This window comes from Streptomyces sp. NPDC058872 (assembly GCF_042743065.1).
In the GTDB taxonomy this organism is placed as follows: domain Bacteria; phylum Actinomycetota; class Actinomycetes; order Streptomycetales; family Streptomycetaceae; genus Streptomyces.
On record NZ_JBHYMK010000066.1, the window covers coordinates 1 to 26,292 of the forward strand.

Below are 26,292 nucleotides of genomic sequence, written 5' to 3' on the forward strand. Positions count from 1 at the left end.
CCCCCCCCCCCGGGGGGGGGGGGGGCCCCCCGGCCCTCTTTTGTTTTTTCCACCCCACCCCCCTGTCCCCCGGGGGAGGGGCCCGCCCGGGCCCGGGGGGGGGGGGGCCCGCCGCCCTCAGCCGACGAGCCCCTCCCAGGCCTTCCGGTACGCGGCGAGCTGCGCCTCGTACCCCTGGCGGAAGTGCTCCGCCTCCGCCAGGGTCAGGTTGGTGCGGGCCATGGGCTCGGGTGATATCAGCCGTGCCACGTCGGCGAAGGCCACCGCCGCCGCCTCGGCGACGGCCCCGCCCCGCTGCCGGGCGGCCAGCACGTCGAGGCCCGCGGTCCGCAGGAAGCCCTCGAAGACCGCCCGGGGGCTGCCCGTCGCCCTCTTGAGCTCCCCGGCCGTCACCGGCACCACCCGGCCGACCGCGGCGAACCCCTGCCCCGCACGCAACGCCGCGTAGAGCCGCCCCCACCGGTACGGCCTCCCGTCCTCGACCCGTCCCACGGACCTCTCCTTTCCTTCCACTGCGGCCATCCGACCCGGGGTTCCTACCCCGGAAGGGCGCTTCGCGTGCGCGGGTGACCGGTGTCCGCCACGCCGGACGCCGCGAGGGATGAAAACGAGCCTCCGCCGTGTTGGGCCTTCCGGTAGAACAGGACGAACGGGAGGCCACTGGTGGCGGCGGTCGGGCAGGAACAGCAGGGATGGGCGCGCAGACTCGCCGGCTACGCCTGGCGCTACAAGGCGAACACACTGCTCGCGCTCGGGTCCTCGCTCGCCGGCATGGCCGTGCTCGCCCTGGTTCCCCTCGTCACCAAGGTGATCATCGACGACGTCATCGGGACGAAGACCCGGGACCTCGGGGTGTGGACCGGCCTCCTCATAGGCGCCGCCGCCCTCGTCTACGCCTTCACCTACGTCCGCCGCTACTACGGCGGCCGGCTCGCCCTCGACGTGCAGCACGACCTGCGCACGGACATGTACGACACCATCACCCGCCTCGACGGGCGACGGCAGGACGAGCTGTCCACCGGGCAGGTCGTCGGGCGGGCCACCAGCGACCTCCAGCTGATCCAGGGCCTGCTGTTCATGCTCCCGATGACCATCGGGAACATCCTGCTCTTCCTGATCTCGCTGACCGTCATGGCCTGGCTGTCGGTCCCGCTCACCCTCGTCGCGCTCGCCGTCGCCCCCGCCCTCTGGTTCATCGCCAAGCGCAGCCGCACCCGCCTCCACCCGGCCACCTGGCACGCGCAGCAGCAGGCCGCCGCCGTCGCCGGAGTGGTCGACGGGGCCGTGTCCGGCGTCCGGGTCGTCAAGGGCTTCGGCCAGGAGGAGCAGGAGACCGGCAAGATCCGCGAGGCCGGGCGGAAGCTGTTCGCGGGTCGGCTGCGGATGATCCGGCTGAACGCCAAGTACACCCCCGCCCTCCAGGCCGTGCCCGCCCTCGGCCAGGTCGCGGTCCTCGCCCTCGGCGGCTGGTTGGCCTACCGGGGCCAGATCACCCTCGGCACCTTCGTCGCCTTCTCCTCGTACCTGGCCTCCCTCGTCGGCCCGGTCCGGATGCTCGCCATGGTCCTCACCGTCGGCCAGCAGGCCCGCGCCGGCGTCGAGCGGGTCCTCGAACTCATCGACACCGAACCGGTCATCCGGGACGGCACCAAGGAGCTGCCCGCCGGGGTCCCCGCCGCCGTCGAGTTCGACGACGTCTCCTTCGCGTACGAGGACGCCGCCGGCACGAAGCGCCCCGTCCTCGACGGCTTCTCCCTGGAGATCCGACCCGGCGAGACCGTCGCCGTCGTGGGAGCCTCCGGCTCCGGCAAGTCGACCGTCTCGCTGCTCCTCCCGCGCTTCTACGACGTCACCCACGGTGCCGTCCTGGTGGGCGGCCTGGACGTCCGCGAACTCACCCAGGACTCGCTGCGCGCCGCCGTCGGCCTCGTTCCCGAAGACTCCTTCCTCTTCTCCGACACGATCGCCGCGAACATCGCGTACGGCGTCCCGGACGCCACCCGGGAGCAGATCGAGGCCGCCGCCCGCGCCGCCCGGGCGGACCGCTTCATCGCCGAGCTCCCCCAGGGGTACGACACCACCGTCGGCGAGCACGGACTCACCCTCTCCGGCGGCCAGCGCCAGCGCGTCGCGCTCGCCCGCGCGATCCTCATCGACCCCCGGATCCTGGTCCTCGACGACGCCACCTCCGCCGTCGACGCCAAGGTCGAGCACGAGATCCACGAGGCCCTGAAGTCGGTCATGGCGGGCCGCACCACCCTGCTCATCGCGCACCGCCGCTCCACCCTCGGCCTCGCCGACCGCATCGCGGTCCTCGACGACGGCCGACTGTCCGACATCGGCACCCACGCCGAGCTGGAGGAGCGCTCCGCGCTCTTCCGCCGCCTGCTCACCGACCCCGAGGAGCTCGGCGCCGTCTCGCCCGGCCACGTCACCCCGACGGAGGTTCCCGAGGACCGCACGCTGCGGGCCGAGTGGGACGCCGAGTTCGACGCCGAGCGGGGCATCACCCCCGCCCTGTGGGTGCGGGAGGACCCCGCCGACCGCGGCACGTCCGTGCCCGGGGGCGCTTCCCGCGCCGAAGGCCACGGGGGAGCCACCCCCGAACTGCTCGCCGCCGTCGCGGCCCTGCCGCCGGCCGTCGACGCCCCGGACGTCGACGAGGCCCGGGCCGTGTCCCCCGAGGACTCCTACGGCCTGCGCCGGCTGCTGCGCGGCTTCGGCCTCCCCCTGCTCATCAGCCTCGGGCTGGTCGCCCTCGACGCCGGTGCGGGCCTGTTGCTGCCGGTCCTGATCCGGCACGGCATCGACGAGGGCGTGAACCGGCTCGCGATCGGCGCCGTCTGGGCGGCCTCCGCGCTGGCCCTGGTCACCGTCCTCGTGCAGTGGGTCGCGCAGACCGCCGAGACCCGGATGACCGGCCGCACCGGCGAGCGGGTCCTCTACGCGCTCCGCCTGAAGATCTTCGCGCAGCTCCAGCGGCTCGGCCTGGACTACTACGAACGCGAGCTCACCGGCCGGATCATGACCCGGATGACCACGGACGTCGACGCCCTGTCGACCTTCCTGCAGACGGGCCTGGTCACCGCCTTCGTCTCGGTGGTGACCTTCTTCGGGATCATGGTCGCGCTGCTGGTGCTCGACCTCCAGCTCGCCCTGGTCGTCTTCGCGACCCTGCCCGTCCTCGCCGTCGCCACGTACTACTTCCGCCGGTCGAGCGTGAAGGCGTACGAGCTGGCGCGCGAGCGGATCAGCGTCGTCAACGCCGACCTCCAGGAGTCGGTCTCCGGCCTCCGGATCGTGCAGGCCTTCCGTCGCGAGCGTTCGGGCGCGGCCCGGTTCGCGGAGCGCAGCAACTCCTACCGGGAGGCGCGCGTCCGGGGCCAGTGGCTGATCTCGATCTACTTCCCGTTCGTGACCCTGCTGTCCTCGGCCGCTGCCGCCGCCGTCCTGATCGTCGGCGCGAACCGGATCGAGGCGGGCACCCTCACCACCGGTGCCCTCGTCGCCTACCTCCTCTACATCGACCTCTTCTTCGCCCCCGTGCAGCAGCTCTCGCAGGTCTTCGACGGCTACCAGCAGGCCGCCGTCTCGCTGAAGCGGATGCAGGAGCTCCTGCGCGAGCCGACGTCCACGGCCGCCGCCGAGGCACCCAGGGAGGTGCCCGCACTGCGCGGCGAGATCGCCTTCGAGGGCGTGTCCTTCGCGTACGGCGGCGAGGGCGCCGACGGGGCGGAGGCCGCGCTGACCGGAATCGACCTGCACGTCCCCGCCGGGCAGACGGTGGCCTTCGTCGGCGAGACCGGCGCCGGCAAGTCCACCCTGGTCAAGCTGGTCGCCCGGTTCTACGACCCGACGGCCGGTCGGGTCACCGTCGACGGCACCGACCTGCGGGACCTCGACCTCACCGCGTACCGCCGCCGGCTCGGCGTGGTCCCCCAGGAGGCGTACCTCTTCGCCGGGACGATCCGCGACGCCATCGCCTACGGTCGCCCCGGGGCGACCGATGCCGAGGTCGAGGCGGCGGCCCGCGCGGTCGGCGCGCACGACATGATCGCCACGCTCGACGGCGGCTACCTCCACGAGGTCGCCGAGCGCGGCCGGAACCTCTCGGCCGGGCAGCGCCAGCTGATCGCCCTGGCCCGGGCCGAGCTCGTCGACCCGGACGTCCTGCTCCTGGACGAAGCCACGGCGGCCCTGGACCTGGCGACCGAGGCGCGGGTCAACCAGGCCACCGACCGCCTCGCGGGCCGCCGCACGGACCTCCCGTCGGACGCCGGTCCGCGCACCACCCTGATCGTCGCCCACCGGTTGTCGACGGCGGCCCGCGCCGACCGCGTGGTCCTCATGGACCACGGCCGGGTCGCGGAGGACGGCACCCACGAGGAACTCCTCGCCCTCGGCGGCCGGTACGCGGCGCTGTGGAGCGCCTTCGTCGGGGCGGCGGAGCCCGAGCGGGTGTGAGGGGCCGCCCGGACGCCAAGGGCGGCCGGGCGGATTCCGGGGCGCCGTCCGCGGGGTGTGGAACGGGACACCGCGGACGGGCCGGGGCGGGGGAGGCAACCATTCCGGGACACCGTGCGTCGTACGGCCGTACGACGACTCGCCCGGGAGGGGAACGCATGCCCATGGAACGGTCCCAAAGGCGCGGCCGTCGTCCGACGCCCGCCCGCACCCCTGCCCGTGCCGTCCCGTCCACCCGCGTCCTCGCCCGCGTGCTCGTGCCGTTCTTCGCGGCCCTTTCGCTGCTGCTCCTCCCCGGGCCCGGCAGCGGGACCGCCGACGCCGCCTCCGTCTGCCAGGGCCGCCCCACCCGGACGATCGCCTTCCCCACCGGGGAGCTGCGCCTCTACCGCACCCGCCAGTACGTCTGCGCCGTCACCGTCGCCAAACGCCCGGGGCCCCGCCGTCCGATGGCCGTCTCGCTCCAGCCGCGCGGCGGTCGGGCCGTCGTCCGGTCGGGCCGGTTCGACCGGCAGACGGTGCCCGTCACCGTCCACGCCCTCAACCGCTGCGTCCGGGCGTCCGGTTCGGTGGCGGGCCGCGGAACGACCACTGGCTGGATCCTGTGCTGATGCACAGGAAAGTCCAAGCGTAAGGGTCAACTGGGTCTGGCGGTACGCACGTTGACCCCGCTAGGTTCGCGACACCGTTGTGAACCAAGGGGAGGGCGAATGAGCAAGTCGCTGAGGTGGGCGCTGTCGCTTTCATTGCTCATGGGCACCGTGGGGTCGACCGGCGTGGCCACCGCCGCGGACGCGGAGACCCGCAGCACGTCCGTCACCGACCTGCAGGGCACGGACATCAAGGACCGCCTCCTGGCGATCCCCGGGTTGAGCCTGATCGAGGAGAAGCCGTACGCCGGCTACCGCTTCTTCGTCCTGGAGTACCAGCAGCCGGTCGACCACCACCGCCCGTGGGCGGGCACGTTCAAGCAGCGGATCTCGGTCCTGCACAAGGGCACCGACCGCCCCACCGTCTTCCGGACCAGCGGTTACGGGCTCAACACCAACCCGAGCCGGAGCGAGCCGACCCGCATCGTCGACGGCAACCAGATCTCCATGGAGCACCGCTTCTTCACGCCGTCCCGCCCGCAGCCGGCCGACTGGTCGAAGCTGAACATCTGGCAGGCGGCCAGCGACCAGCACCGCATCTACACGGCGCTGAAGCGGATCTACGGCCAGAACTGGCTCTCCACCGGAGCCTCCAAGGGCGGCATGACCGCCACGTACTACGAGCGCTTCTACCCCGGGGACATGGACGGCGTCGTCGCCTACGTGGCCCCCAACGACGTGGTCGACAAGGAGGACTCGGCCTACGATCGGTTCTTCGAGACCGTCGGGACGAAGGACTGCCGCGACCGCCTGAACGACGTGCAGCGCGAGGCCCTCGTCCGCCGCGAGCCGCTGGAGGAGAAGTACCGGGCCTGGGCGGGGTCCGAGGGCGCCACCTTCAACACGCTGGGCTCCCTCGACAAGGCCTACGAAGCGGTCGTCCTCGACTTCGTCTGGGGCTTCTGGCAGTACTACGGCGAGGCCTTCTGCGACCGGATCCCGGAGGCGGCGACCGCGAGCGACGACACCGTCTACGAGACGATCGACGCCTACTCCGGCTGGTCCACCTACACCGACCAGGGCCTGGACTACTACATGCCGTACTACTACCAGGCGGCGACCGAACTCGGCGCGCCCACCATCAAGCAGCCGCACCTGAACGGTCTGAGCCGCTACGGCTACCAACCGGCCAGCAGCTTCGTGCCGCGCGGGATCCCGATGAAGTTCTCGCCGCAGGCCATGCGCGACGTCGACGGCTGGATCCGCAGGAACGCGCACCAGATGCTCTTCGTCTACGGCGGCAACGACCCCTGGGTCTCCGAGAAGTTCCGCCTCGGCAAGGGCGCGCGCGACAGCTACGTGTACGTGGCGCAGGGCGCCAACCACGGTGCGAACGTCGCCGCACTCGCCGAGTCCGAGCGCGAGCACGCCACCGCCCGCATCCTGGCCTGGGCCGGGGTTCCCGCCCCGGCCGTCCGCGCGGCGCAGCCGCTCGCCCGCTTCGACGGCGGTCTCGACGCGGCGGTCGACGAGGACGCGACCCGGAAGCACGGCCTGCGGCCGTAACGCCCCCGGAGCGACGGGGGACGGGGCGTCCCGGTGGTCACGGACCGGAGCGCCCCGCCGCCGTGCCGCCGGATCAGTCGTACGACAGCCCGTGCCCCAGTGGGTACAGGACCCGCGTCGGGTCCTCCGCGCTCTGCACCGGGACCGGGAGGCGCCCGCGGGGGCGGACCCGACCGGCCAGGACCCGTGCGGAGGAGCGGAGTTCGACGTCGGTCCAGGAATAGGCGGCGAGGGTCGCCCGCTGGCCGTCGATCCAGGCGACGTCGTAGGGGTTGCGGATCGCGATCGTCACCACGGGCACCCCGGTGGCGACGAGGCGCGCCACCAGCGTGCGCTGCGGGCTGGTCGCCGACAGGTTGTACGTGCCCACCACGACCGCGTCCCTGCCGGTGGCCGCCGCCACCGCCTCCTCGATCTTCGCGGCGGTCGGGCTGATCCCGGTGGAGAGCGCGGTCGCGGCGAAGCCCAGTTCCGTCAGGGCGGTCGCGAGCGTCGTGGTCGGCGGGCCCGTCGTCCCGGACGGCGAGGCCGGATCCGCGCCGACGACGAGGACCGAGCCGTGCGAGGCCGGGTCCAGCGGCAGGAAGCCGTCCTCGTTGAGCAGGAGCGTCGTCGTGGCCTCGGCGATCCGGTCCGCCCGGTCGAGGTGTGCGGCGGTGCCGACGACCCGGTCGACGCCCGCCCGGGTCACGTACGGCTGCCGGAAGAGCCCCAGCTTCGCCTTGAGCCGCAGGATCCGCAGGACCGACGCGTCGAGCCGGGACTCCGTCAGTTCGCCGCCCCTGACGGCCGCCAGGACCGCGTTCCAGGCCACGTCCAGCTTCGGCGGGTTGAGCAGCTGGTCGGCCCCGGCGAGCAGGGCCAGCACCGGGACCCGCTCGTCGCCGTACTTGGTGCGCACCCCCTCCATGGCGAGGGAGTCGGTGACCACCACCCCGTCGTAGCCGAGCCGTTCGCGCAGGATGCCGGTGAGGATCGGTCGGGAGAGCGTCGCCGGGTCCCCGCTGGGATCGAGTGCCGGGACCACGATGTGTGCGGTCATGATCGAGTCGATTGCGACCTCGATCGCCGCACGGAACGGCGGGGCGTCGAGCTCGGCCCACTGCTCCCGGGTGTGGGTGATCGTCGGCAGGCCGTGGTGGCTGTCGACCGCGGTGTCGCCGTGCCCCGGGAAGTGCTTGGCGGTGGCGGCGACCCCGGCCCGCTGGTACCCCTGCACCTGGGCGGCGACCAGACCGGCGACCGCGTGCGGATCGGAGCCGAAGGAGCGGACGCCGATGACCGGGTTGGCCGGGTTGACGTTCACGTCCGCGACCGGTGCGTAGTTCTGCCGGATGCCGACGGCGGCGAGTTCGGCGCCCGCGATCCGAGCGGCCGTGCGGGCGTCCGCGCGCGATCCCCCGGCGCCGAGGGCCATCGCCCCGGGCAGCAGGGTGGCGGGCTCGCCGACCCGGCAGACGATGCCGTGCTCCTGGTCGGTGGAGATGAGCACCGGCACCGGGACGGGCCGTGCCAGCGCGGCCCGTTGGATGCCGTTGGAGAGCTCGGCGATCTGCTGGGGCGAGCGGGTGTTGTGGGCCCAGGAGAAGTAGATGATGCCGCCGACGTGGTAGCGCTCGACCAGCTCCGCCGCGGTGCGCACGCCGATCTCCGCGAGGTTGGCGTCGACGTCCGCCCGGTCGGGGGCGGTGGCGGAGTGGCCGTAGACCCGCATCACGAACAGCTGGCCGACCTTCTCCTCCAACGACATGCGGTCGATGAGCCGTCGGAGCGCCTGGTCGCCCCCCTCCGCGTGGGCGAAGGGCGCGGCGAAGCCGGTGACGGCCGCCGCCGCGGCGGCGGCCGTCACGGTGAGGAGGGTGCGTCGGGAGGGGGCGGGGGTGCGGTGCTGCACTGGTGCTCCTTCCTGCCGTGCAAGATTGAAGGAAACTTCCAAGGCGTCACGGATAGCCTGAAAGTAACTGTCAGGTCAAGGGTCCGGGCAGCAATCGCCCGCGCGCGCCGTCCGGTCGGTCTCCGGCGGATCCCGGATGCTTCCCCGCGGGCCTTCGACGGACCGCCGTCCGCCCCGCCGTGCGGCTCACCCGTCCGAAGCGATCGAGGGCCAGAGCTCCTGGAGCATACGGACCGTCTCCCGGATCGCCGGGCGGCGCGCCGCACCCGTCCGCCACACGGCGTGCAGCCTGCGCGTCGGCGCCGGATCGAGCCGCACCGGCACCACCTCCGGCGGCAGCGCCCCGCGCCCCAGGCGCGGCACCAGCGCGATGCCCAGACCCGCCGCCACCAGGGCGACCTGCGTGTGGTTCTCCTCCGCCCGGTGCACGATCAGCGGCTCGTACCCCGTCGCCCGCATGGTCCGCACGAGCCAGTCGTGGCAGACCGTTCCCGGCGGCTGGGAGATCCACCGCTCGGCCGCCAACTCCTCCCGGCGCACCGACTCCCGCGCCGCCACCGCACGGTCCCGGTGCACCAGGACGTCGCACAGGTCGTCCCCGATGACCGCCTGCTCCACCCCCGGCGGCGTCGGCAGCGGCGCGATGTCCCAGTCGTGCGCCACCGCCAGGTCGACCACCCCCCGCGCCACCAGGTCGACCGACAGGTGCGGATCCACCTCCGAGAGCCGGGCGTCCAGGTCGGGATGGAGCCGGGCCAGCTCCGCCAGCGCCCGGGGCATCAGACCGCGCGCCGCGCTCGCGAAACAGGCGATCGTCAGCCGCCCGGCGGGCCGGCCGCGCCCCTCTTCGAGCCGTACTTCCGCCTCCTCGACCAGCGCCAGCAGTCGGCTTGCGGTGGAGGCGAGGTGGCGGGCCTCGTCGGTGAGCCGGACGCCGCGCCCACGGCGTTCCAGCAGTGGCGTCCGGGTCTCCCGCTCCAGCTTCGCGATCTGTTGGGAGACCGCGGAGGGCGTGTACCCGAGGGCCGTGGCGGCGGCGCCGACGCTGCCGTGGACGGCGACGGCGTGCAGGGCCCGAAGGCGACCGAAATCCAACACGGGCCTCTCCTCGATGTAGGAACGCTTCATCCCACCATGAAGGAACCCGTGCTGGTGCTACACGGTGGGCGACGACCATGCTCGACGACATGCGCTCCGCCCCTGTGGCCCCGGCCGGTCCCGGCCCGGGCCGTCCCACCCCTGCCCACCTCGCCCTCGCCACCCTGGTGGCCGCCGTCTGGGGGGTCAACTTCGTCGTCATCGAGATCGGGCTCGCACACTTCCCGCCGCTGCTCTTCTCCGCCCTCCGCTTCCTCGCCGCCGCCCTGCCCGCGGTGTTCCTGGTGGGCCCTCCCAAGGTCCCCTGGAAGGGGATCCTGGGCGTCGGACTCGTCCTCGGCGTGGCCAAGTTCGGACTGCTCTTCACCGGCATGGACCTCGGGGCCCCGGCCGGACTCTCCTCCCTCGTCCTCCAGGTCCAGGCCGTCTTCACCGCCCTGTTCGCCTTTGCCGCCCTCGGCGAGCGCCCGGCGCGCATCCAACTCCTCGGCATGGCGGTCGCCCTCGCCGGTATCGGCGTCGCCGCCGTCGAGGACGGTGCGACCGGCTCGACGGCCGGCTTCCTCCTGGTGATCGCCGCCGCGGCCTGCTGGGGCGTCTCCAACGTCCTGACCCGCAAGGCCGCACCGCCCGACGCGCTCAACTTCATGGTCTGGGTGAGCACCGTGCCCGTCCTGCCGCTGCTCCTCCTCTCCCTCCTGCTGGAGGGCCCCGAGCGCGACCTCGAAGCGCTGCGCGGCCTCGACTGGGCGGGCGTCGGGACCCTCGTGTACGTCGCCTGGATCACGACCGTCTTCGGCTTCGGCGCCTGGGGCTTCCTGCTCCGCCGCTACCCTGCCTCCTCCGTCGCCCCCTTCTCCCTCCTCGTCCCCGTCTTCGGCATGTCCTCGGCGGCGCTGGTCCTGGGGGAACCGGTGACCCCGCTCCGCTGGTGCGCGGCGGCCCTGCTCGTCGGGGGAGTGGCACTGGCGACGATCCGGCGGAGGACCGTTGCGGAGCCGGAGAGTAGGGTGCCGCTGTCGACGCCGGACGGGGGAGCGACACCATGAGCCGTCCGCACCGGCCCCACGGACAGCCCCGTGTGACCGCACGCAGCAGGAGGAACGCCGCCGCATGGGTTTCGAGGACGTCGTCGTCGACGGCACCGGGCCCGCCCCCGGCGCCCTCCTGCTGGTGGGGATCCCCGGCAGCGGCAAGTCCACCGTCGCGGCGGCCCTCGCGGCCCGCTTCGCCCGCGCCGCGCACATCGAGGTCGACCGCCTCCAGGAACTGATCGTCCGGGGCGGACGCCGGCCGACCCCCGAGGGCGACCCGGAGGCGGACCGCCAGATCCTGCTGCGGGCCAGGGGCGGTTGCCTGCTCGCGGACAGCTTCGCCGCGGCGGGCTTCCTGCCGGTCCTCGACGACGTGGTCGTGCGCCGCTCCCACCTCGACTTCTACCGTGCCCAGGTGAAGGCGGTCCCGCTCCACGTGGTGGTCCTGGCCCCGGGACCCGACACGGCGTGGGAACGCAACAACGCCCGCGACAAGAAGCTGACGACGAACTGGGCCTTCCTGGACGGGGCCATGCGCGCCGAACTCTCCGCGGAGGGCGTCTGGATCGACAGCGCGGACCAGACGGTCGAGGAGACGGTCGATGCGGTCCTCGCGGCGACGGGGCTCACGCCGGAGCGCTGAACCGCCAACGGCGCCGCCGCCGTTCGCCGCCCCCGGCCCCTCGATCCGGCCACCGACTCCGTTTCCTCCGGCGGCCCGCCCCGACCGGCTCCCCGGGGACGGCGGGCCTCCGGACCGACGACCGGTCGCTCACCCCCGCGGCGGCCCCGTCGACCCCCGCACCACCAGTTCCCCCGGGACCGTTTCCGGCCCCGCCGCCTGCTCCTCCGCGCCCACCGCCAGGCGGCCCGCGCGCACGCCGACCTCGTGGAGGGGGAGGCGGACCGTGGTGAGGGCCGGGACCGCGTCCACCGAGGACGGCAGGTCGTCGAAGCCCGCGACCGACACGTCGTCGGGAATCGACAGGCCCCGTTCCCGCAGGGCCGCGCAGACGCCGAGCGCCACCGTGTCGTCGGCGGCGACGACCGCCGTGAGGCGGGGGTCCCGGGCGAGGAGTTCGGCCGTCGCCGCGCGGCCGGAGCGACGGTCGTGGGGGCCGTGCACCGTCGGCCCCTCGGCGACGCCGGCCGCCGCGAGCGCTTCCCGGTGTCCCTCCAGGCGGTGCCGGGTCGTGCTCCGGTCGGCCGGCCCCGCCGCGTAACCGATGCGCCGGTGGCCGAGCCCGAGCAGGTGCTCGGTGAGGAGCCGTGCACCGGCGCGGTCGTCGAAGACGAGGGCCGCGGCGTGGGCGTCGCCGGCGACCGGCGGGCGCCCGCACAGGACGACCCGGGTCCCCGCCCCCGTCAGTCTGGCCAGCTTCGCGGCCGTCGCCGCGAGGTGCTCCGGGTCCTCCGGGGACCCGCCCATGAGGATCACGGCGGCGGCCCGCTGTCGCTGGAGCAGGGTCAGATGGGTCAGCTCGCGCTCGGGGGAGCCGCCGGTGTTGCAGACGACGGCGAGCTTCTCTCCCCCGCCGCGCGCCGAGCCGCCCTCCCCGATGGCGCCCTGCGCCGCACTGGCCATGATCGCGAAGAAGGGGTCGGCGAGGTCGTCGACCAGCATGCCGACCAGGTCGGAGGTGGCGGCGGCGAGGCAGCTGGCGGGGCCGTTGAGGACGTAGTCCAACTCGTCCACGGCCTGCAGCACCCGTTCCCGGGTCGACGCGGCCACGGGGTAGTTGCCGTTGAGGACGCGGGAGACGGTGGCGGGGGAGACCCGTGCGCGGGCGGCCACGTCCGCCAAGGTGACGGTCATCGTGTGCGTACCTCCAGGGCCCTCGTCGGCGACGTTGGTCCGCAGGCTAGCGCCACCCCCTGGGGGAAGCGCTTCCCCCCGGAGGGAGGGGTACCGCCGACACCCGGTCGGTTCGGGCGGCACCCGGTCCGCTCGGTCCTCGCCCGGCGCGGACGGGGCGGCCCCGGCAACGGCGAGACCTCCCGGCCCGGGCCCGTTGCCCCGAACGGCGCACTCCGCCCCCACCGACGTGGAGGCGGAGTGCCGGGCCACACCGGACCCCGAGGGGTCGACTCAGCACGGACGGATGTGCCACACCGGCGTCCACGAGGCCGTTCCGCTCTGCGGGGCCCTGCTGGTCCACCTGAGGCTGCCGTCCCGGTTGTAGAACTTCGCGACGGTGCCCGCGGTCTGGTTGTTGTTGAAGTACCCGTCACCGATCCCGTAGAAGTCGTAGGAACCGCAGGAGTAGTAGTCCCAGCGGCTGCCGTTGCCGTCCTGGATGCACAGGTGCCCGTAGCCGCAACTGAGGGCGGTGGCGTCGGCGGTGCCGGTGGTGGAGAAGGTGACGGACCCTCCGGGCATGGTCGCCTTGCCCGCGGCGATCTGACGTTCCCCGGGATGGCTCGCCAGGAAGGAGTCGACCTTCTGCTGGAGGGCGTCCGCCCGGCCGTCCGCGGGAGCGGCCGACGCGTTCCCGGCCAGCAGTTGGCCGGCGGCCAGTGCCGCGGCCGCACCCGTCATGGCCAGACTCCTGATCCACTTCATGTGGTCGTTTCCCCTCATGTCGATGGCGTCGACGGCTCGGTGACGGCCGCCGCCCCGAAGGCACGCCCATCGTTCCGCCGGCGCGGAACGCCCTGAAGGGAGAATCCGGACGATTGGATGGCAAGTGCAGCTGTCTTGACGGAGCCACCCGCGTGCACGTCCCGGGAAACAGCAGCGTGCGCGTGCGGCGCTCGTCACCGACGGGACGATCGGGTGCGCCGTCTGGCGAATCAACGCCATCTCGGGGCAGGTTCCTGTGCGGTCGCGACGTGCCGTCCCGGACGGGCACGTCGGTGCGGCCACGGGCGGCCCCGCGGCACTCCCCCTGATCGCCGCCGCAGTCGGACGCGGGACCACCCGGTGGGGGAGGGCGGGTCGGAGACGGCGTGCCCACGGTGGACCGGGAATCCTGACGGTTTTCCACAGGTGGTGTCCGTACTGTCCGAGCCCTTCGCTACCGTCGGTGCATGTCCAACGAGGTGCGCGGTCCGACAGTGGTCGAAGGGGTCCTGGAGAGGATCACCTATGCCAACGAGGAGAGCGGGTACACCGTCGCCCGGGTCGACACCGGCCGCGGCGCCGGGGACCTCCTCACGGTGGTCGGCGCGCTGCTCGGGGCGCAGCCGGGGGAGTCGCTGCGGATGGAGGGGCGTTGGGGCTCCCACCCGCAGTACGGCAAGCAGTTCACCGTGGACAACTACACGACCGTCCTGCCCGCCACCATCCAGGGCATCCGGCGGTATCTCGGGTCCGGGCTCGTCAAGGGCATCGGACCCGTCTTCGCCGACCGGATCACGCAGCACTTCGGGCTCGACACCCTCGACGTCCTCGAAGAGGCTCCCGCGCGACTGATCGAGGTTCCGGGGCTCGGGCCGAAGCGGACGAAGAACATCACGGCCGCCTGGGAGGAGCAGAAGGCCATCAAGGAGGTCATGGTCTTCCTGCAGGGGGTCGGGGTCTCCACCTCCATCGCCGTGCGGATCTACAAGAAGTACGGGGACGCCTCCATCTCCGTCGTGCGCAATCAGCCCTATCGGCTGGCCGCCGACGTCTGGGGCATCGGCTTCCTCACCGCCGACAAGATCGCCCAGTCCGTCGGCATCCCGCACGACAGCCCCGACCGGGTGAAGGCGGGGCTGCAGTACGCGCTGTCGCAGTCCAGTGACCAGGGGCACTGCTTCCTGCCCGAGGAACGGCTGATCACGGACGCGGTGAAGCTCCTCCAGGTGGACACGGGCCTGGTCATCGAGTGCCTCGCCGAGCTCGCCGAGGACCCCGAGGGGGTCGTGCGGGAGACGGTCCCCGGGCCCGAGGGGACGCCCGTCACCGCCGTCTACCTGATCCCCTTCCACCGGGCCGAGCTCTCCCTCGCCGGGCAGCTCCGGCGGCTCCTGCGGGCCGAGGACGACCGGATGCCGGCCTTCCGGGACGTCGCCTGGGACAAGGCGCTGGCCTGGCTCGCGGACCGTACGGGGGCCTCGCTCGCGCCCGAGCAGGAGGAGGCCGTGCGGCTCGCCCTCACCCGCAAGGTCGCCGTGCTCACCGGCGGCCCCGGCTGCGGCAAGTCCTTCACGGTCCGCTCCATCGTGGAGCTCGCCCGTGCGAAGAAGGCCAAGGTCCTGCTGGCCGCCCCCACCGGGCGGGCCGCCAAGCGGCTCGCCGAGCTCACCGGTGCCGAGGCCTCCACCGTCCACCGGCTGCTGGAGCTCAAGCCGGGCGGGGACGCGGCCTATGACCGGGACCGGCCCCTCGACGCCGATCTGATCGTGGTCGACGAGGCATCCATGCTCGATCTGCTGCTCGCGAACAAGCTGGTCAAGTCGGTGGCGCCGGGGGCCCACCTGCTGCTCGTGGGGGACGTCGACCAGCTCCCCTCGGTCGGCGCGGGCGAGGTGCTCGGCGACCTGCTCGCCCCGGGCAGTCCCGTGCCGTCCGTCCGACTGACCCAGATCTTCCGCCAGGCCCAGCAGTCCGGTGTGGTCACCAATGCGCACCGGATCAACTCCGGTGTTCCGCCGCAGACCCAGGGGCTCCCGGACTTCTTCCTCTTCGTGGAGGAGGAGACGGAGGACGCCGCTCGGACGGCCGTGGAGGTCGCGGCCCGGCGCATTCCGGCCAAGTTCGGCCTCGATCCCCGTCGGGACGTCCAGGTGCTCGCCCCCATGCACCGGGGGCCGGCCGGCGCGGGCTCGCTCAACGGGCTGCTCCAACAGGCGATCACCCCGGCTCGTCCCGACCTGCCGGAGAAGCGGTTCGGCGGTCGGGTCTTCCGGGTCGGCGACAAGGTCACCCAGATCCGGAACAACTACGAGAAGGGGGCCAACGGGGTCTTCAACGGCACGGTCGGCGTCGTCACGGCCCTCGACGCCGTCGAGCAGCGACTGACCGTGCGGACCGACGAGGACGAGGAAGTGCCCTACGACTTCGACGAGCTCGACGAACTCGCCCACGCCTACGCGGTCACGATCCACCGCTCACAGGGCAGCGAGTACCCCGCGGTGGTCATCCCGGTCACCATGAGCGCCTGGATGATGTTGCAGCGGAACCTGCTCTACACGGCCGTGACCCGGGCCCGGAAGCTCGTCGTCCTGGTCGGCTCCCGCCGGGCGATCGCACAGGCGGTCCGCACCGTGTCGGCGGGACGGCGCTTTACCGCACTCGCACACCGACTCACAGGGAGCGCTCTCGTGTGAAAGATCACGGAGGGGTTCCGGAACCGGGGCGAAGGGGGCAGGATGAGAAGGTTGGAGGCACTCAGTGCCGCCAATTGGCCCAATGGTCGACCCCGAGTGCACTCTCCTGAGCCAAATGGGGGATGGTAGAGACAGTCAGGGCACCTCGAAGAAGAGGCACTACGTCGGTGAGGGATGACGTGAGCGACAACTCTGTAGTACTGCGGTACGCGGACGGTGAATACACCTACCCGGTGGTCGAGAGCACCGTCGGCGACAAGGGCTTCGACATCGGAAAACTCCGAGCCCAGACCGGTCTGGTCACCCTGGACAGCGGATACGGCAACACCGCCGCCTATAAATCCGCCATCACCTACCTCGATGGTGAGCAGGGCATTCTGCGCTACCGCGGCTACCCGATCGAGCAGCTCGCCGAGCGCTCCACCTTCCTTGAGGTGGCGTACCTGCTGATCAACGGTGAGCTTCCCAAGGTCGACGAGCTCGCGACCTTCAAGAACGAGATCACCCAGCACACGCTGGTGCACGAGGACGTCAAGAACTTCTTCCGCGGCTTCCCGCGCGACGCCCACCCGATGGCCATGCTCTCCTCGGTGGTCTCCGCGCTGTCCACCTTCTACCAGGACAGCCACAACCCGTTCGACGAGGAGCAGCGTCACCTCTCCACGATCCGGCTCCTCGCCAAGCTGCCGACGATCGCGGCCCACGCGTACAAGAAGTCGATCGGTCACCCGTTCGTCTACCCGCGTAACGACCTGGGCTACGTCGAGAACTTCCTGCGCATGACCTTCTCGGTCCCCGCCCAGGAGTACGAGCTCGACCCGGTGGTCGTCTCCGCGCTGGACAAGCTGCTGATCCTGCACGCGGACCACGAGCAGAACTGCTCGACCTCCACCGTGCGCCTGGTGGGCTCCTCGCAGGCGAACATGTTCGCCTCGATCTCCGCCGGCATCTCGGCCCTGTGGGGTCCGCTGCACGGTGGGGCCAACCAGTCGGTCCTGGAGATGCTGGAGGGCATCCAGGCCAACGGCGGCGACGTCGACTCCTTCATCCGCAAGGTGAAGAACAAGGAGGACGGCGTCCGCCTGATGGGCTTCGGCCACCGGGTCTACAAGTCCTTCGACCCCCGCGCCAAGATCATCAAGGCTGCGGCGCACGACGTCCTCTCGGCCCTCGGCAAGTCCGACGAGCTGCTGGACATCGCGCTCAAGCTGGAGGAGCACGCGCTCTCCGACGAGTACTTCGTCTCGCGCAACCTCTACCCGAACGTCGACTTCTACACGGGTCTCATCTACCGCGCGATGGGCTTCCCGACCGAGATGTTCACCGTGCTCTTCGCGCTCGGCCGCCTTCCCGGCTGGATCGCCCAGTGGCACGAGATGATCAAGGAGCCGGGCTCCCGCATCGGTCGTCCGCGCCAGATCTACACGGGTGAGGTCCTCCGCGACTTCGTCCCGGTGGAGGCCCGCTAGTCGGAGCCCCCGCGAGAGGCGAAAAGCGCCCCGCCACCGATCCCCCCACGGGTCGGCGAGCGGGGCGCTTCCCATATCCCCGGTGCGGATTCCCCCCACGGGATCCGGGCCGGGCGTCTGGTGCGCGGTCTGCCGGGGTACGTACGGGAGGGCCGCTCAAAGCTCCCCGTGCACGTGCCCCGGCCGCGCTTGCCTGGGACGTCCCCCAAGACATCCCATGAACGTCCCCCAAGACGTTCTTCGGCATCGCCCACTTAGACTCGCGAACAGCCCAGATGGTTACCCCCCAATATCTGTGATCTAGATCTCTTTGTGAAGGTCCTGTGCGTCACACGTAACCGAATTCACGTGAAGTGACGCAGACGAAGGCTGTTGGACACGACGAACACGGACGAAAGGGCCATGGCCAGACCCGCGATCATCGGGTTGAGGAGTCCGGCCGCCGCGAGGGGGAGTGCGGCGAGGTTGTAGCCGAAGGCCCAACCGAGGTTGCCCCGGATCGTCGCCAGGGTCCGTCGGGCGAGCCGGATGGCGTCGGCCGCGACCCGGAGGTCGCCCCGGACGAGCGTCAGGTCGCTCGCCGCGATGGCCGCGTCGGTCCCCGTGCCCATGGCGAGCCCGAGGTCGGCCGTGGCGAGCGCGGCGGCGTCGTTCACCCCGTCGCCGACCATCGCGACCGTCCGTCCTTCCGCGCGGAGCCGCCGGACCACTTCGGCCTTCTCCTCGGGCAGCACCTCCGCGATCACTTCGTCGATGCCCACCTCGGTCGCCACGGCCTCCGCCACCGCCCGGTGGTCCCCGGTGAGCAGGACGGGGCGCAGTCCCAGGGCGCGCAGTCGGGCGACCGCTTCGGCGCTGGTGTCCTTGACGGCGTCGGCGACGGTCAGGCTGCCCCGGGCCACCCCGTCCCAGGCGACGTGGACGGCGCCGGGCTCCGTCGTCCCGGGCGCTTCGATCCCTTCGGAGGCGAGCAGGCCGGCCCGCCCGACGAGGACGAGCCGGCCCTCGACCGAACCGCGGACGCCGAGCCCGGGGACGTTCTCGAAGGTCTTCGGCGCGGGGAGCTCGCCGCAGCGCGCGGCGGCGGCGTCCGCCACCGCACGGGCGACCGGGTGCTCGGAGGAGTGCTCCAGGGCCCCCGCGAGCCGCAGCAGCTCGGTCTCGTCGGTGGCGTCGGTGCCGTACCGCCCGCCGTACACGCGGATGCCGGTCAGCTGCATCCGGCCGGTGGTGACCGTGCCGGTCTTGTCCAGGACGACGGTGTCGACGCGCCGGGTGGACTCCAGGACCTCGGGGCCCTTGATGAGGATGCCGAGCTGGGCGCCGCGGCCGGTGCCGACCATGAGGGCGGTCGGGGTGGCGAGGCCGAGGGCGCAGGGGCAGGCGATGATCAGGACGGCGACGGCGGCGGTGAAGGCGGCGGTGACGTCGTCCGTCACGAGCAGCCAGGTGACGAGGGTGCCCAGGGCGATCAGGAGCACCACCGGTACGAAGACGGCGGAGATCCGGTCGGCGAGCCGCTGCACCTCGGCCTTGCCGCCCTGGGCCTCCTCGACGAGCTTCGCGATCCGGGCGAGTTGGGTGTCGGCGCCGACCCGGGTGGCCTCGACGAGGAGCCGCCCCGAGGCGTTGACGCAGCCGCCGGTGACGGTGGAGCCGGGCGCCACGTCGAGGGGCAGCGACTCCCCGGTGAGGAGGGAGGCGTCGACGGCGGAGGTGCCTTCGACGACGGTGCCGTCGGTGGCGATCTTCTCGCCGGGGCGCACGACGAACCGGTCGCCGGTCCGTAGGTCGGTGACCGGGATCCGCACCTCCCGGCCCGCGCGCAGGACCGCCACGTCCTTGGCGCCGAGCTCCATCAGGGCCCGGAGGGCGGAGCCGGCCTTCCGCTTGGCGCGGGCCTCCAGGTAGCGGCCCAGCAGGATGAAGGTGACGACTCCGGCGGCGACCTCCAGGTAGATCGCGGAGGAGGCGTGCGCCCGGTCGGCGGTGAGGTCGAAGCCGTGGCGCAGCCCGGGGGCGCCGGCATCGCCGAAGAAGAGGGCCCAGAGGGACCAGCCGTAGGCGGCGAGGGTGCCGATCGAGACGAGGGTGTCCATGGTGGCCGTGCCGTGCCGGAGGTTGGTCCAGGCGGCCCGGTGGAAGGGGAGTCCGCCCCAGACGACGACGGGGGAGGCCAGGGTGAGCGAGAGCCACTGCCAGTTGTCGAACTGGAGCGAGGGGACCATGGCCAGCAGGACCACGGGCGCGGCAAGGAGCGCGGAGACGACGAGCCGCCGTCGCAGGGAGGCGAGCTCGGGGTCCCGGTCCTGGTCCCGCTCCGCGCCGTGCCCTTCGCCGGGTGCGGGTTGTGGCGGTGCGGGTTCCTCGGCGGTGTAGCCGGTCTTCACGACGGTGGCGATCAGGTCGTCGACCGGGACCTCCGGCGGGTGCTCGACCCTGGCCCTCTCGGTCGCGTAGTTGACCGTCGCCGTCACCCCGTCCAGCCGGTTGAGCTTCTTCTCGATCCGGGCGGCGCAGGAGGCGCAGGTCATGCCACCGATCGTCAGCTCGGTGATGGTGGACGTCATGGGCTTTTCCCAACGAGAGCAGGGTCGTACCCGGTAACGGTACGACCCTGCGGAGTGCTGGGGCGGAGGGCGGTCAGACCAGCTCGTAGCCGGCCTCGTCAACGGCGGCGCGGACGGCCTCCACGTCGAGCGGCGCCTCGGAGACGACGGTGACCCGGCCGGTCTCGGCGACGGCCGTGACCGAGGAGACGCCCGGGATCTCGGAGACCTCGCTGGAGACCGCACCCTCGCAGTGGCCGCAGGTCATGCCCTTGACCTGGTAGACGGTGGTGAGTTCGGTCTTCGTCTCTGCGGTCATGGCGCTCTCCTCTTGGTTCGGGGTCCTACGGACTCCAGGTTATACCCCTAGGGGGTATCAAATCCAGTCGCGGTCGATGCGTGGCGTGCGCGTGCTCCCGGTCGCGCCCGGCGGAGGGGTCCGTGGGAGCGGGTCGGTGCTCCGGCGGCGGGCGGTGCGCCTTCGGATCCTCGCGCCGCTCGGGCGTCCGGCGCGGGTGTGCGGCCGGACCCTATGGTAAACACCCGATATGTCGCATTCGGGGAGCATGCTCATTCTGATCATGGCGATCGCCGTCCTGGCGCCGCTGCTCGCCTACGGGGTGGGGCGCTGGCTCCCCGTCCCCCTCGTCATCTTCGAGATCCTGCTCGGCATCCTCGTCGGCCCCGACGTCCTGGGATGGGCGCACGCCGATCCGCTGATCGACGGGTTCTCGGAACTCGGTCTCACCATGCTGATCTTCCTGGCGGGCTACGAGATCGAGTTCGGCAAGGTGCGCGGCGACACCCTCCGGCGGTCCGTGTGGGCCTGGCTGATCGCCCTCGGCCTCGGGCTCCTCGCCGGCGTCCTGCTCGGCGGCGGCTACACCAAGGGCGTCTTCATCGGCGTCGCCCTGACCAGCACCGCCCTCGGTACCGTCCTGCCGGTGCTGCGGGACGCCGGTGACCTCCACGGGCGCTTCGGCTCGGTCGTCATGGCTTTCGGTGCGGTCGGCGAGTTCGGCCCGATCATCGCCATGGCCCTGCTGCTCAGCGGGCGGGGCGCCGCCGAGTCCACCGCGCTCCTCGCCGCCTTCGCCGCGCTCACGGCAGCGGCCGTGTTCTGGGCGCTGCGGCCCCGCCCGCCGTGGTTCGCCAACGTGATCGCCAAGACCCTCCACACCAGCGGCCAGTTCGCCGTCCGCTTCGTCTTCCTGCTGCTCGCCCTGATGCTCGGGGCGTCGACGGCGCTCGGACTGGACGTCCTCCTCGGCGCCTTCGCCGCCGGGCTCATCACCCGGCTCGTGCTCACCGGGGCCGCACCCGACTCCGGGCCGCAGATCCTGGAGAAGGTCGAGGGCGTCGGCTTCGGTTTCCTGGTGCCCGTCTTCTTCGTGGTGACCGGGATCGAGTTCGACCTGGACTCGCTCCTCCACGGGGGCAGGGTCCTGATCCTGCTGCCGGTCTTCCTGCTGCTCTTCCTCGTGGTGCGCGGCGCGCCGATCTGGTTCCTCGCCCCCCGGGACCTCGACCGCAGGGACCGCGGCGGGCTCGTGCTCTACGGTTCCACCGCGCTGCCGCTCGTCGTCGCGATCACCACCATCGGCGTGGACGACCAGGAGATGACGGCCGGCGAAGCGGCTGCGCTCGTCGGGGCCGGCATGCTCTCCGTGCTCGTCTTCCCGCTGATCGCGCTGAGGATGCGGGCGCGGGCCGGCGGGGAGGTGCGACCGCCGGAGTCGGTCAGCGGGTCCGAGTCGTGGTGACGGCCGCTTCGTCCGCGCAGGGGCCTTCGACCAAGGGGCAGAGGTAGCGCAGGAGGACGGTCTTCAGTTCGGCGATCGTCGCCTCCCGCTCGGCCCCCTCGGGGGCGGCCAGGATCAGGTCGAGGCCGCCCTTGAAGATCGCGAAGGTCATGTTGGCGATGCGGGTGCGTTCCTCGACGGGCAGCGCGGGGGCGTAGTGGCCGATGACCTCCTGCGTCCGGGCGAGCAGATTGGCGTGCAGGGCGTCGTGCTCCTCGGCGATCCGGCCGGGCACCTCCGAGCCGTGCATCAGGGCGAGGAAGGCGGGGTTCTCGCAGTTGAAGGCGATCAGCGGGTCGACCGTGACGTCCAGCATTTCGGGCAGCGGCAGGGTCAGGTTGGCCGGGCTGAACGCCTGGCCGTGGGCCTCCCGCATCTCGGTCAGCAGGCGCTCGCCGAGTTCGATCGCGATGGCCTCCTTGTTGGGGAAGTACTGGTAGAGCGTGCCGGGCGAAACGCTCGCCTCCCGGGCGATCGCATTGGTGCTGGTCGCCGTGTACCCGTGCGCGCAGAAGACGTTCGCGGCGGCCTGGAGCAGCTGCGCGATGCGGCGCTCGCCGCGGGCCTGGCGGCGGCGCGGCTTCGTTTCCTCGGGCAGGGCTCCGGACACGTCTTCGGGCATGACTGTCCCCCGTTCTCCTCGACGTGTTTGACAAACACGAGAAGTCGCTCGCATTCTTGTGAAACGCGAGTGATCACTCGTGTTTGCCAGTCTATGGCAATGGGCGACCCATGCGACCTGCCGGGAAGCGCGCGCACGGGTCACGGTGAAGGGGACACCGCGTCATGTCCGAAGTCAAGAAAGCAGGGTCCGGCGGCGGACGCGGCGGGGGATGGACGCGGTTCGTGACCGCACGTCCGCGCCTCACCCTCCTGGTCGCCCTGGTGCTCACCGCCCTCGCCGTCCTGGCGGGCGGCGGCGTCGCCGACCGCATGGGCAGCGGCGGTTGGGAGGACCCCGCCGCCGAGTCCACCTACGCCACCGGGGTCCTGGAGCGACAGTTCCCCGGCTCCCAGCCGAACGTGCTCCTGCTCGTCGACGCGGGGGACCTCGGGGTCGACGCCCCGGCCGTCAGCGCCGAGGCCCGGCGGCTCGCCGAGCGGCTCGACGCCGAACCCGGCGTCGACGGCGTCGGTTCCTACTGGTCCACCGGCTCGCCCGCACTCCGCTCCGAGGACGGGCACCGCGCCGTGATAGGCGCCCGGATCGCGGGCGAGGAGAAGGACGCCGCCGCCGTCCTCGACCGCATCGCCCCCGAATTCCGGGGCACGCACGGTCCCGTCACGGTGTCCCTCGGAGGCGGACTCGCCGTCCGCCACGAGATGCAGACGGTCATCCAGGAGGACCTGCTGCGGGCCGAGCTCATCGCCCTGCCCCTCACCCTCGTCCTGCTCGTCATGGTCTTCGGCAGTGCCGTGGCCGCCCTGCTGCCGCTCGGCGTCGGCATCGTCGCCATCCTCGGCACCAACGCCGTCCTGCGCGGCATCACCGAGTTCACCGACGTCTCCGTCTTCGCACAGAACCTGACGACCGCCCTCGGGCTCGGACTCGCCATCGACTACGCCCTGTTCGTGGTCCGCCGCTACCGCGAAGAGCTGGCGGCCGGTGCCGACACCCGTGCCGCCGTCCGGGCCACGCTGCGCACGGCCGGCCGGACCGTCCTCTTCTCCGCCCTGACCGTGGCCGTCTCGCTCGCCGCGATGCTGGTCTTCCCGCAGTACTTCCTGCGCTCCTTCGCCTACGCCGGGATCGCCGTCGTCCTGCTCGCCGCCGCCGCCGCACTCACCCTGCTCCCGGCCGCCCTCGTCCTCCTCGGCGACCGGGTCAACGCCCTCGACCTCAGGCGCCTCCTCCGGGTCCGGAGGGCGCCCCGGAAGGACGCTCCGGGGGCGGGCTGGGGGCGCTTCGCCGGCCTGGTGATGCGCCGGGCACCGGTCTTCGCGATCGTCACCACCGCCGGCCTGGTCCTGCTCGGACTCCCCTTCCTCGACGTGAAGTTCGGCACCGCCGACGATCGCCAGCTCCCCGTCACCGCCTCGTCCCGGGTCGTCCAGGACCAGCTCCGCGAAGGCTTCCCGGGGAATCCGGGCGGTGGGATCACCGTCCTCGCCGAGGGGCGGTCCACCCCTGCGCAGTACGCGGACTACCGCGAGCGGATCGCCGCCCTGGACGGCGTCGCCCGGGCCGAGGGGCCCGTCACCGCCGGCGACGGTTCCGCCTACTTCACCGTGGTGCCCGAGGGCGAGACCGTCGGTGCCGACGCCCAGCGGGTCGTCGGGGAACTGCGCGCGGCCGAGGCGCCGTTCGAGACCTCCGTCACCGGGCCGGCCGCCGTCCTCGTCGACTCCAAGGACGCCATCGCCGACCGGCTGCCCTGGGCTGCGGGGATCGTCGTCCTCGTCACCCTGCTCCTGGTCTTCCTGCTGACCGGCAGCGTCCTCGTCCCCCTCCAGGCCGTCGCCCTCAACGCCCTCAGCCTCACGGCGATGTTCGGCGCCGTCGTGTGGGTCTTCCAGGAGGGGCACCTCGCCGGACTCCTCGGCTTCACCTCCACCGGCGACATCGAGACCACGCTGCCCGTCCTCATGTTCTGCGTGGCCTTCGGACTCTCCATGGACTACGGGGTGTTCCTGCTCTCCCGCATCAAGGAGGAGTACGACGCCACCGGCGACCACGAGCACTCCGTCCGGTTCGGGCTCCGCCACACCGGCGGTCTGATCACCGCCGCCGCGGTGATCCTCGCCGTCGTCATGGTCGCCATCGGCACTTCGCGGGTCACCAACACCAAGATGCTCGGCCTGGGCGTCGCCCTCGCCGTCCTCATGGATGCGATGGTGGTCCGCAGCCTGCTCGTTCCCTCCGTCATGAAGCTGACCGGCAGGCTCACCTGGTGGGCGCCGGCGCCGCTGCGCCGCTTCCACGACCGCTTCGGGGTCAGCGAGGCGGCAGCGGGCGACCACCGCTCCGGTGCGCGGAGCGCCCCCGAGTCGACCGAAGAGCTGCGGGAGCCCGCCTCCTCGCTCCGGTGACCCCGCACGGAGACCGGCAGCGGGCCGCTCCGGCACGCGGCTCCGGCACGCCGTCGGGTGACCGGGCCCTGATCCGGTCGCCCGGCGGCGACACCGCGTCCGTGCGGAGCCGCGACGAGGGGAGCCGCGACGCGGGGCGGGCGGCCTCAGTCGCGACGGCTCCGATTGCCGGGTCGACTGGCGACCCAACTGCGGATCGTGTCCGCGTACCAGTAGGGCTTGCCCGACTCCACGTGGTCGGGCGCGGGGAGCAGCCCGTGCTTCCGGTAGGAGCGGACCGTGTCGGGCTGCACCCGGATGTGTGCGGCGATGTCCTTGTACGACCAGAGTCTTCTGTCCGTCATGCCTGGCACCTCCCTGCGCGCCGCGCAGCGGTGGCGGGATGCCGTTCGGGGGCGCTGCGGGCGGGCGTTGGCGATCACTGAGCCTGTGCCCCCTGCAACGACCCCGTCCGGCAGGAGGGGAGCGGCCGTCGAGCGCCTGTGACCCGCAACCCGCGTAACGGGGACACGTGTGACGAGGAGGAGACCTCCGTGACGAAAGAGGCACACGGGGCCACCGGCGTGGGTGCGTGCGTTCTCCGCGCCGGGGCGCTAGGCACTCCCGACGGAAGACGGGGGCTCGACCTCCGGAGGGCTCGGTGTCGTACACGAGGCCGCCGGGCAGCGGGACGCGTCGAGCCGCGCCAGCGGACCCGTCGTCCCGGCGACTCCGGCGGCCGTCCCCGGAACCATGGTCGTCCATGGACGAGGTCGAAGTCATCGTCGCGCATTCCGAGCGCGCGACCCTGCGCGTCGGGGACGTGTTCCTGAAGGTGGACGCCGATCAGGCGCGCATGGACGCCGAGGTCGAGGCGATGTCCCTCGCGCCGGTCCCGACCCCGGAGGTCCTGTGGCGCAAGCCGCCCGTGCTCGCGATCGCCGCGCTCCCCGGGACGGCGCTCGGGCACCTCGGCCGGCCGTCGACCGGGTCGTCGGCGGCGTGGGCCGCGGCGGGCGCCGCCCTCCGGAGGCTGCACGACGCACCGCTGCCGCCCCGGCCCGGCCGGGCCGGCCGAAGCTCCGCCGCGCTGGCGGCGGAGCTCGACGACGAGTGCGCGTCGCTCGTGGCGAACGGCCTCCTGCCCGCGGATCTGGTCAGCCGCAACCGCCGGGTTGCCGAGGCCGCGCTCCGGCCCTGGACTCCGGCGTTCACACACGGGGACCTGCAGGTCGCGCACGTCTTCGTCGACGGCGACGAGGTGACGGGCATCATCGACTGGTCCGAGGCGGGCCAGGGCGACGCCCTGTACGACCTCGCCACCCTCACGCTCGGACACGAGGAGCGCCTCGACGACGTCCTCGCCGGCTACGGCACCGACATCGACCTCGACGTGATCCGCGCGTGGTGGTCGTTGCGCAGCCTGCTGGCGGTCCGCTGGCTGATCGAGCACGGCTTCGACCCCTTCGCGCCGGGCTGCGAGGTCGACGTGCTGAGATTCCGGACGTGAGGCTGCGCGGGCCCGACCGCTACGCAGGAGTCCTGATGCCTCGGGCGGTCC

At 72.4% G+C, this 26,292-nt stretch carries 19 protein-coding genes; 10 read left to right on the plus strand and 9 right to left on the minus strand.

Translation table 11 applies throughout. The features are described 5' to 3' along the window. Positions 1-117 precede the first annotated feature (117 nt). A complete protein-coding gene (locus ACFW22_RS30475) occupies positions 118-492 on the minus strand; it encodes a hypothetical protein (RefSeq protein WP_386410709.1) in 375 nt (124 codons plus the stop codon). Between the two features lie 171 nt (positions 493-663). Between ACFW22_RS30475 and ACFW22_RS30480 the strand changes: the two genes are divergently transcribed. From ACFW22_RS30480 to ACFW22_RS30490, 3 genes are all read left to right on the plus strand, one after another. Then, positions 664-4,464, plus strand: a complete 3,801-nt coding sequence (locus ACFW22_RS30480; RefSeq protein WP_386410712.1) for an ABC transporter ATP-binding protein — start codon at positions 664-666, stop codon at positions 4,462-4,464. A gap of 164 nt (positions 4,465-4,628) precedes the next feature. Further along, complete coding sequence (locus tag ACFW22_RS30485; RefSeq protein ID WP_386410715.1) at positions 4,629-5,075, plus strand: hypothetical protein; 447 nt, start codon at positions 4,629-4,631, stop codon at positions 5,073-5,075. A gap of 99 nt (positions 5,076-5,174) precedes the next feature. Beyond that, the gene (locus ACFW22_RS30490) at positions 5,175-6,620 is read left to right on the plus strand and encodes a S28 family serine protease (protein WP_386410718.1); all 1,446 of its coding nucleotides are present in this window, start codon (positions 5,175-5,177) and stop codon (positions 6,618-6,620) included. 73 nt (positions 6,621-6,693) lie between these two features. Here the strand turns inward: ACFW22_RS30490 and ACFW22_RS30495 are convergent, their stop codons facing one another. Next, positions 6,694-8,514: a glycoside hydrolase family 3 protein gene (locus tag ACFW22_RS30495; RefSeq protein ID WP_386410721.1), complete on the minus strand. Its 1,821-nt coding sequence runs from the start codon at positions 8,512-8,514 to the stop codon at positions 6,694-6,696. A gap of 186 nt (positions 8,515-8,700) precedes the next feature. Next, entirely contained in the window at positions 8,701-9,612 is a 912-nt protein-coding gene (locus ACFW22_RS30500) for a LysR substrate-binding domain-containing protein (protein ID WP_386410724.1), read from the minus strand. An 89-nt stretch (positions 9,613-9,701) separates the two neighbouring features. Between ACFW22_RS30500 and ACFW22_RS30505 the strand changes: the two genes are divergently transcribed. Beyond that, complete coding sequence (locus ACFW22_RS30505) at positions 9,702-10,661, plus strand: EamA family transporter (protein ID WP_386410727.1); 960 nt, start codon at positions 9,702-9,704, stop codon at positions 10,659-10,661. A gap of 64 nt (positions 10,662-10,725) precedes the next feature. Beyond that, on the plus strand, positions 10,726-11,289 hold the full coding sequence (locus tag ACFW22_RS30510) for an AAA family ATPase (RefSeq protein WP_386410730.1): 564 nt from the start codon (positions 10,726-10,728) through the stop codon (positions 11,287-11,289). A 129-nt stretch (positions 11,290-11,418) separates the two neighbouring features. Here ACFW22_RS30510 and ACFW22_RS30515 read toward each other — a convergent pair whose 3' ends face one another. After that, positions 11,419-12,462, minus strand: coding sequence for a LacI family DNA-binding transcriptional regulator (locus ACFW22_RS30515; RefSeq protein ID WP_386410733.1), 1,044 nt, complete (start codon positions 12,460-12,462; stop codon positions 11,419-11,421). Between the two features lie 273 nt (positions 12,463-12,735). Next, positions 12,736-13,209 (minus strand): hypothetical protein, encoded by a 474-nt coding sequence (locus ACFW22_RS30520; RefSeq protein WP_386410736.1) that lies wholly within the window; start codon positions 13,207-13,209, stop codon positions 12,736-12,738. Between the two features lie 467 nt (positions 13,210-13,676). Here ACFW22_RS30520 and ACFW22_RS30525 point away from each other — a divergent pair, with 467 nt between their 5' ends. Together ACFW22_RS30525 and ACFW22_RS30530 are read left to right on the plus strand one after the other, a co-directional pair. Beyond that, on the plus strand, positions 13,677-15,902 hold the full coding sequence (locus ACFW22_RS30525; protein WP_386410740.1) for an ATP-dependent RecD-like DNA helicase: 2,226 nt from the start codon (positions 13,677-13,679) through the stop codon (positions 15,900-15,902). A gap of 179 nt (positions 15,903-16,081) precedes the next feature. Continuing rightward, complete coding sequence (locus ACFW22_RS30530) at positions 16,082-17,371, plus strand: citrate synthase (protein ID WP_386410743.1); 1,290 nt, start codon at positions 16,082-16,084, stop codon at positions 17,369-17,371. A gap of 344 nt (positions 17,372-17,715) precedes the next feature. Here the strand turns inward: ACFW22_RS30530 and ACFW22_RS30535 are convergent, their stop codons facing one another. After that, entirely contained in the window at positions 17,716-19,941 is a 2,226-nt protein-coding gene (locus ACFW22_RS30535; RefSeq protein WP_386410746.1) for a heavy metal translocating P-type ATPase, read from the minus strand. A 73-nt stretch (positions 19,942-20,014) separates the two neighbouring features. Beyond that, positions 20,015-20,239, minus strand: a complete 225-nt coding sequence (locus ACFW22_RS30540) for a heavy-metal-associated domain-containing protein (protein ID WP_386410749.1) — start codon at positions 20,237-20,239, stop codon at positions 20,015-20,017. A 229-nt stretch (positions 20,240-20,468) separates the two neighbouring features. Between ACFW22_RS30540 and ACFW22_RS30545 the strand changes: the two genes are divergently transcribed. After that, positions 20,469-21,683 carry a cation:proton antiporter gene (locus ACFW22_RS30545; RefSeq protein ID WP_386410752.1) on the plus strand — a complete coding sequence of 405 codons (1,215 nt, stop codon included), beginning with the start codon at positions 20,469-20,471 and terminating at the stop codon, positions 21,681-21,683. Here ACFW22_RS30545 and ACFW22_RS30550 read toward each other — a convergent pair. Continuing rightward, positions 21,661-22,344: a TetR/AcrR family transcriptional regulator gene (locus ACFW22_RS30550; RefSeq protein ID WP_386410755.1), complete on the minus strand. Its 684-nt coding sequence runs from the start codon at positions 22,342-22,344 to the stop codon at positions 21,661-21,663. The genes ACFW22_RS30545 and ACFW22_RS30550 overlap by 23 nt on opposite strands. A 164-nt stretch (positions 22,345-22,508) precedes the next feature. Here ACFW22_RS30550 and ACFW22_RS30555 point away from each other — a divergent pair, with 164 nt between their 5' ends. Continuing rightward, entirely contained in the window at positions 22,509-24,752 is a 2,244-nt protein-coding gene (locus ACFW22_RS30555; RefSeq protein ID WP_386410758.1) for an MMPL family transporter, read from the plus strand. A 146-nt stretch (positions 24,753-24,898) separates the two neighbouring features. On the opposite strand, the gene ACFW22_RS30560 is transcribed toward ACFW22_RS30555, so the two are convergent. Then, positions 24,899-25,096, minus strand: a complete 198-nt coding sequence (locus ACFW22_RS30560; RefSeq protein WP_384884542.1) for a helix-turn-helix transcriptional regulator — start codon at positions 25,094-25,096, stop codon at positions 24,899-24,901. Positions 25,097-25,494: 398 nt separating this feature from the next. On the opposite strand from ACFW22_RS30560, the gene ACFW22_RS30565 reads away from it, so the two are divergent. Continuing rightward, positions 25,495-26,241, plus strand: a complete 747-nt coding sequence (locus ACFW22_RS30565; protein ID WP_386410762.1) for a phosphotransferase family protein — start codon at positions 25,495-25,497, stop codon at positions 26,239-26,241. The last annotated feature ends 51 nt before the right edge of the window (positions 26,242-26,292 follow it).

What these genes read in the sequence shown, in the direction of transcription:
- ACFW22_RS30505 (WP_386410727.1), top strand. Translation starts at nt 9,702, where the DNA reads ATGCGCTCCGCCCCTGTGGCCCCGGCCGGTCCCGGCCCGGGCCGTCCC.
- ACFW22_RS30485 (WP_386410715.1), top strand. Translation starts at nt 4,629, where the DNA reads ATGGAACGGTCCCAAAGGCGCGGCCGTCGTCCGACGCCCGCCCGCACC.
- ACFW22_RS30545 (WP_386410752.1), top strand. Translation starts at nt 20,469, where the DNA reads ATGTCGCATTCGGGGAGCATGCTCATTCTGATCATGGCGATCGCCGTC.
- ACFW22_RS30555 (WP_386410758.1), top strand. Translation starts at nt 22,509, where the DNA reads ATGTCCGAAGTCAAGAAAGCAGGGTCCGGCGGCGGACGCGGCGGGGGA.
- ACFW22_RS30550 (WP_386410755.1), bottom strand. Translation starts at nt 22,344, where the DNA reads ATGCCCGAAGACGTGTCCGGAGCCCTGCCCGAGGAAACGAAGCCGCGC.
- ACFW22_RS30515 (WP_386410733.1), bottom strand. Translation starts at nt 12,462, where the DNA reads ATGACCGTCACCTTGGCGGACGTGGCCGCCCGCGCACGGGTCTCCCCC.
- ACFW22_RS30560 (WP_384884542.1), bottom strand. Translation starts at nt 25,096, where the DNA reads ATGACGGACAGAAGACTCTGGTCGTACAAGGACATCGCCGCACACATC.
- ACFW22_RS30565 (WP_386410762.1), top strand. Translation starts at nt 25,495, where the DNA reads ATGGACGAGGTCGAAGTCATCGTCGCGCATTCCGAGCGCGCGACCCTG.
- ACFW22_RS30490 (WP_386410718.1), top strand. Translation starts at nt 5,175, where the DNA reads ATGAGCAAGTCGCTGAGGTGGGCGCTGTCGCTTTCATTGCTCATGGGC.
- ACFW22_RS30540 (WP_386410749.1), bottom strand. Translation starts at nt 20,239, where the DNA reads ATGACCGCAGAGACGAAGACCGAACTCACCACCGTCTACCAGGTCAAG.
- ACFW22_RS30535 (WP_386410746.1), bottom strand. Translation starts at nt 19,941, where the DNA reads ATGACGTCCACCATCACCGAGCTGACGATCGGTGGCATGACCTGCGCC.
- ACFW22_RS30525 (WP_386410740.1), top strand. Translation starts at nt 13,677, where the DNA reads ATGTCCAACGAGGTGCGCGGTCCGACAGTGGTCGAAGGGGTCCTGGAG.
- ACFW22_RS30510 (WP_386410730.1), top strand. Translation starts at nt 10,726, where the DNA reads ATGGGTTTCGAGGACGTCGTCGTCGACGGCACCGGGCCCGCCCCCGGC.
- ACFW22_RS30520 (WP_386410736.1), bottom strand. Translation starts at nt 13,209, where the DNA reads ATGAAGTGGATCAGGAGTCTGGCCATGACGGGTGCGGCCGCGGCACTG.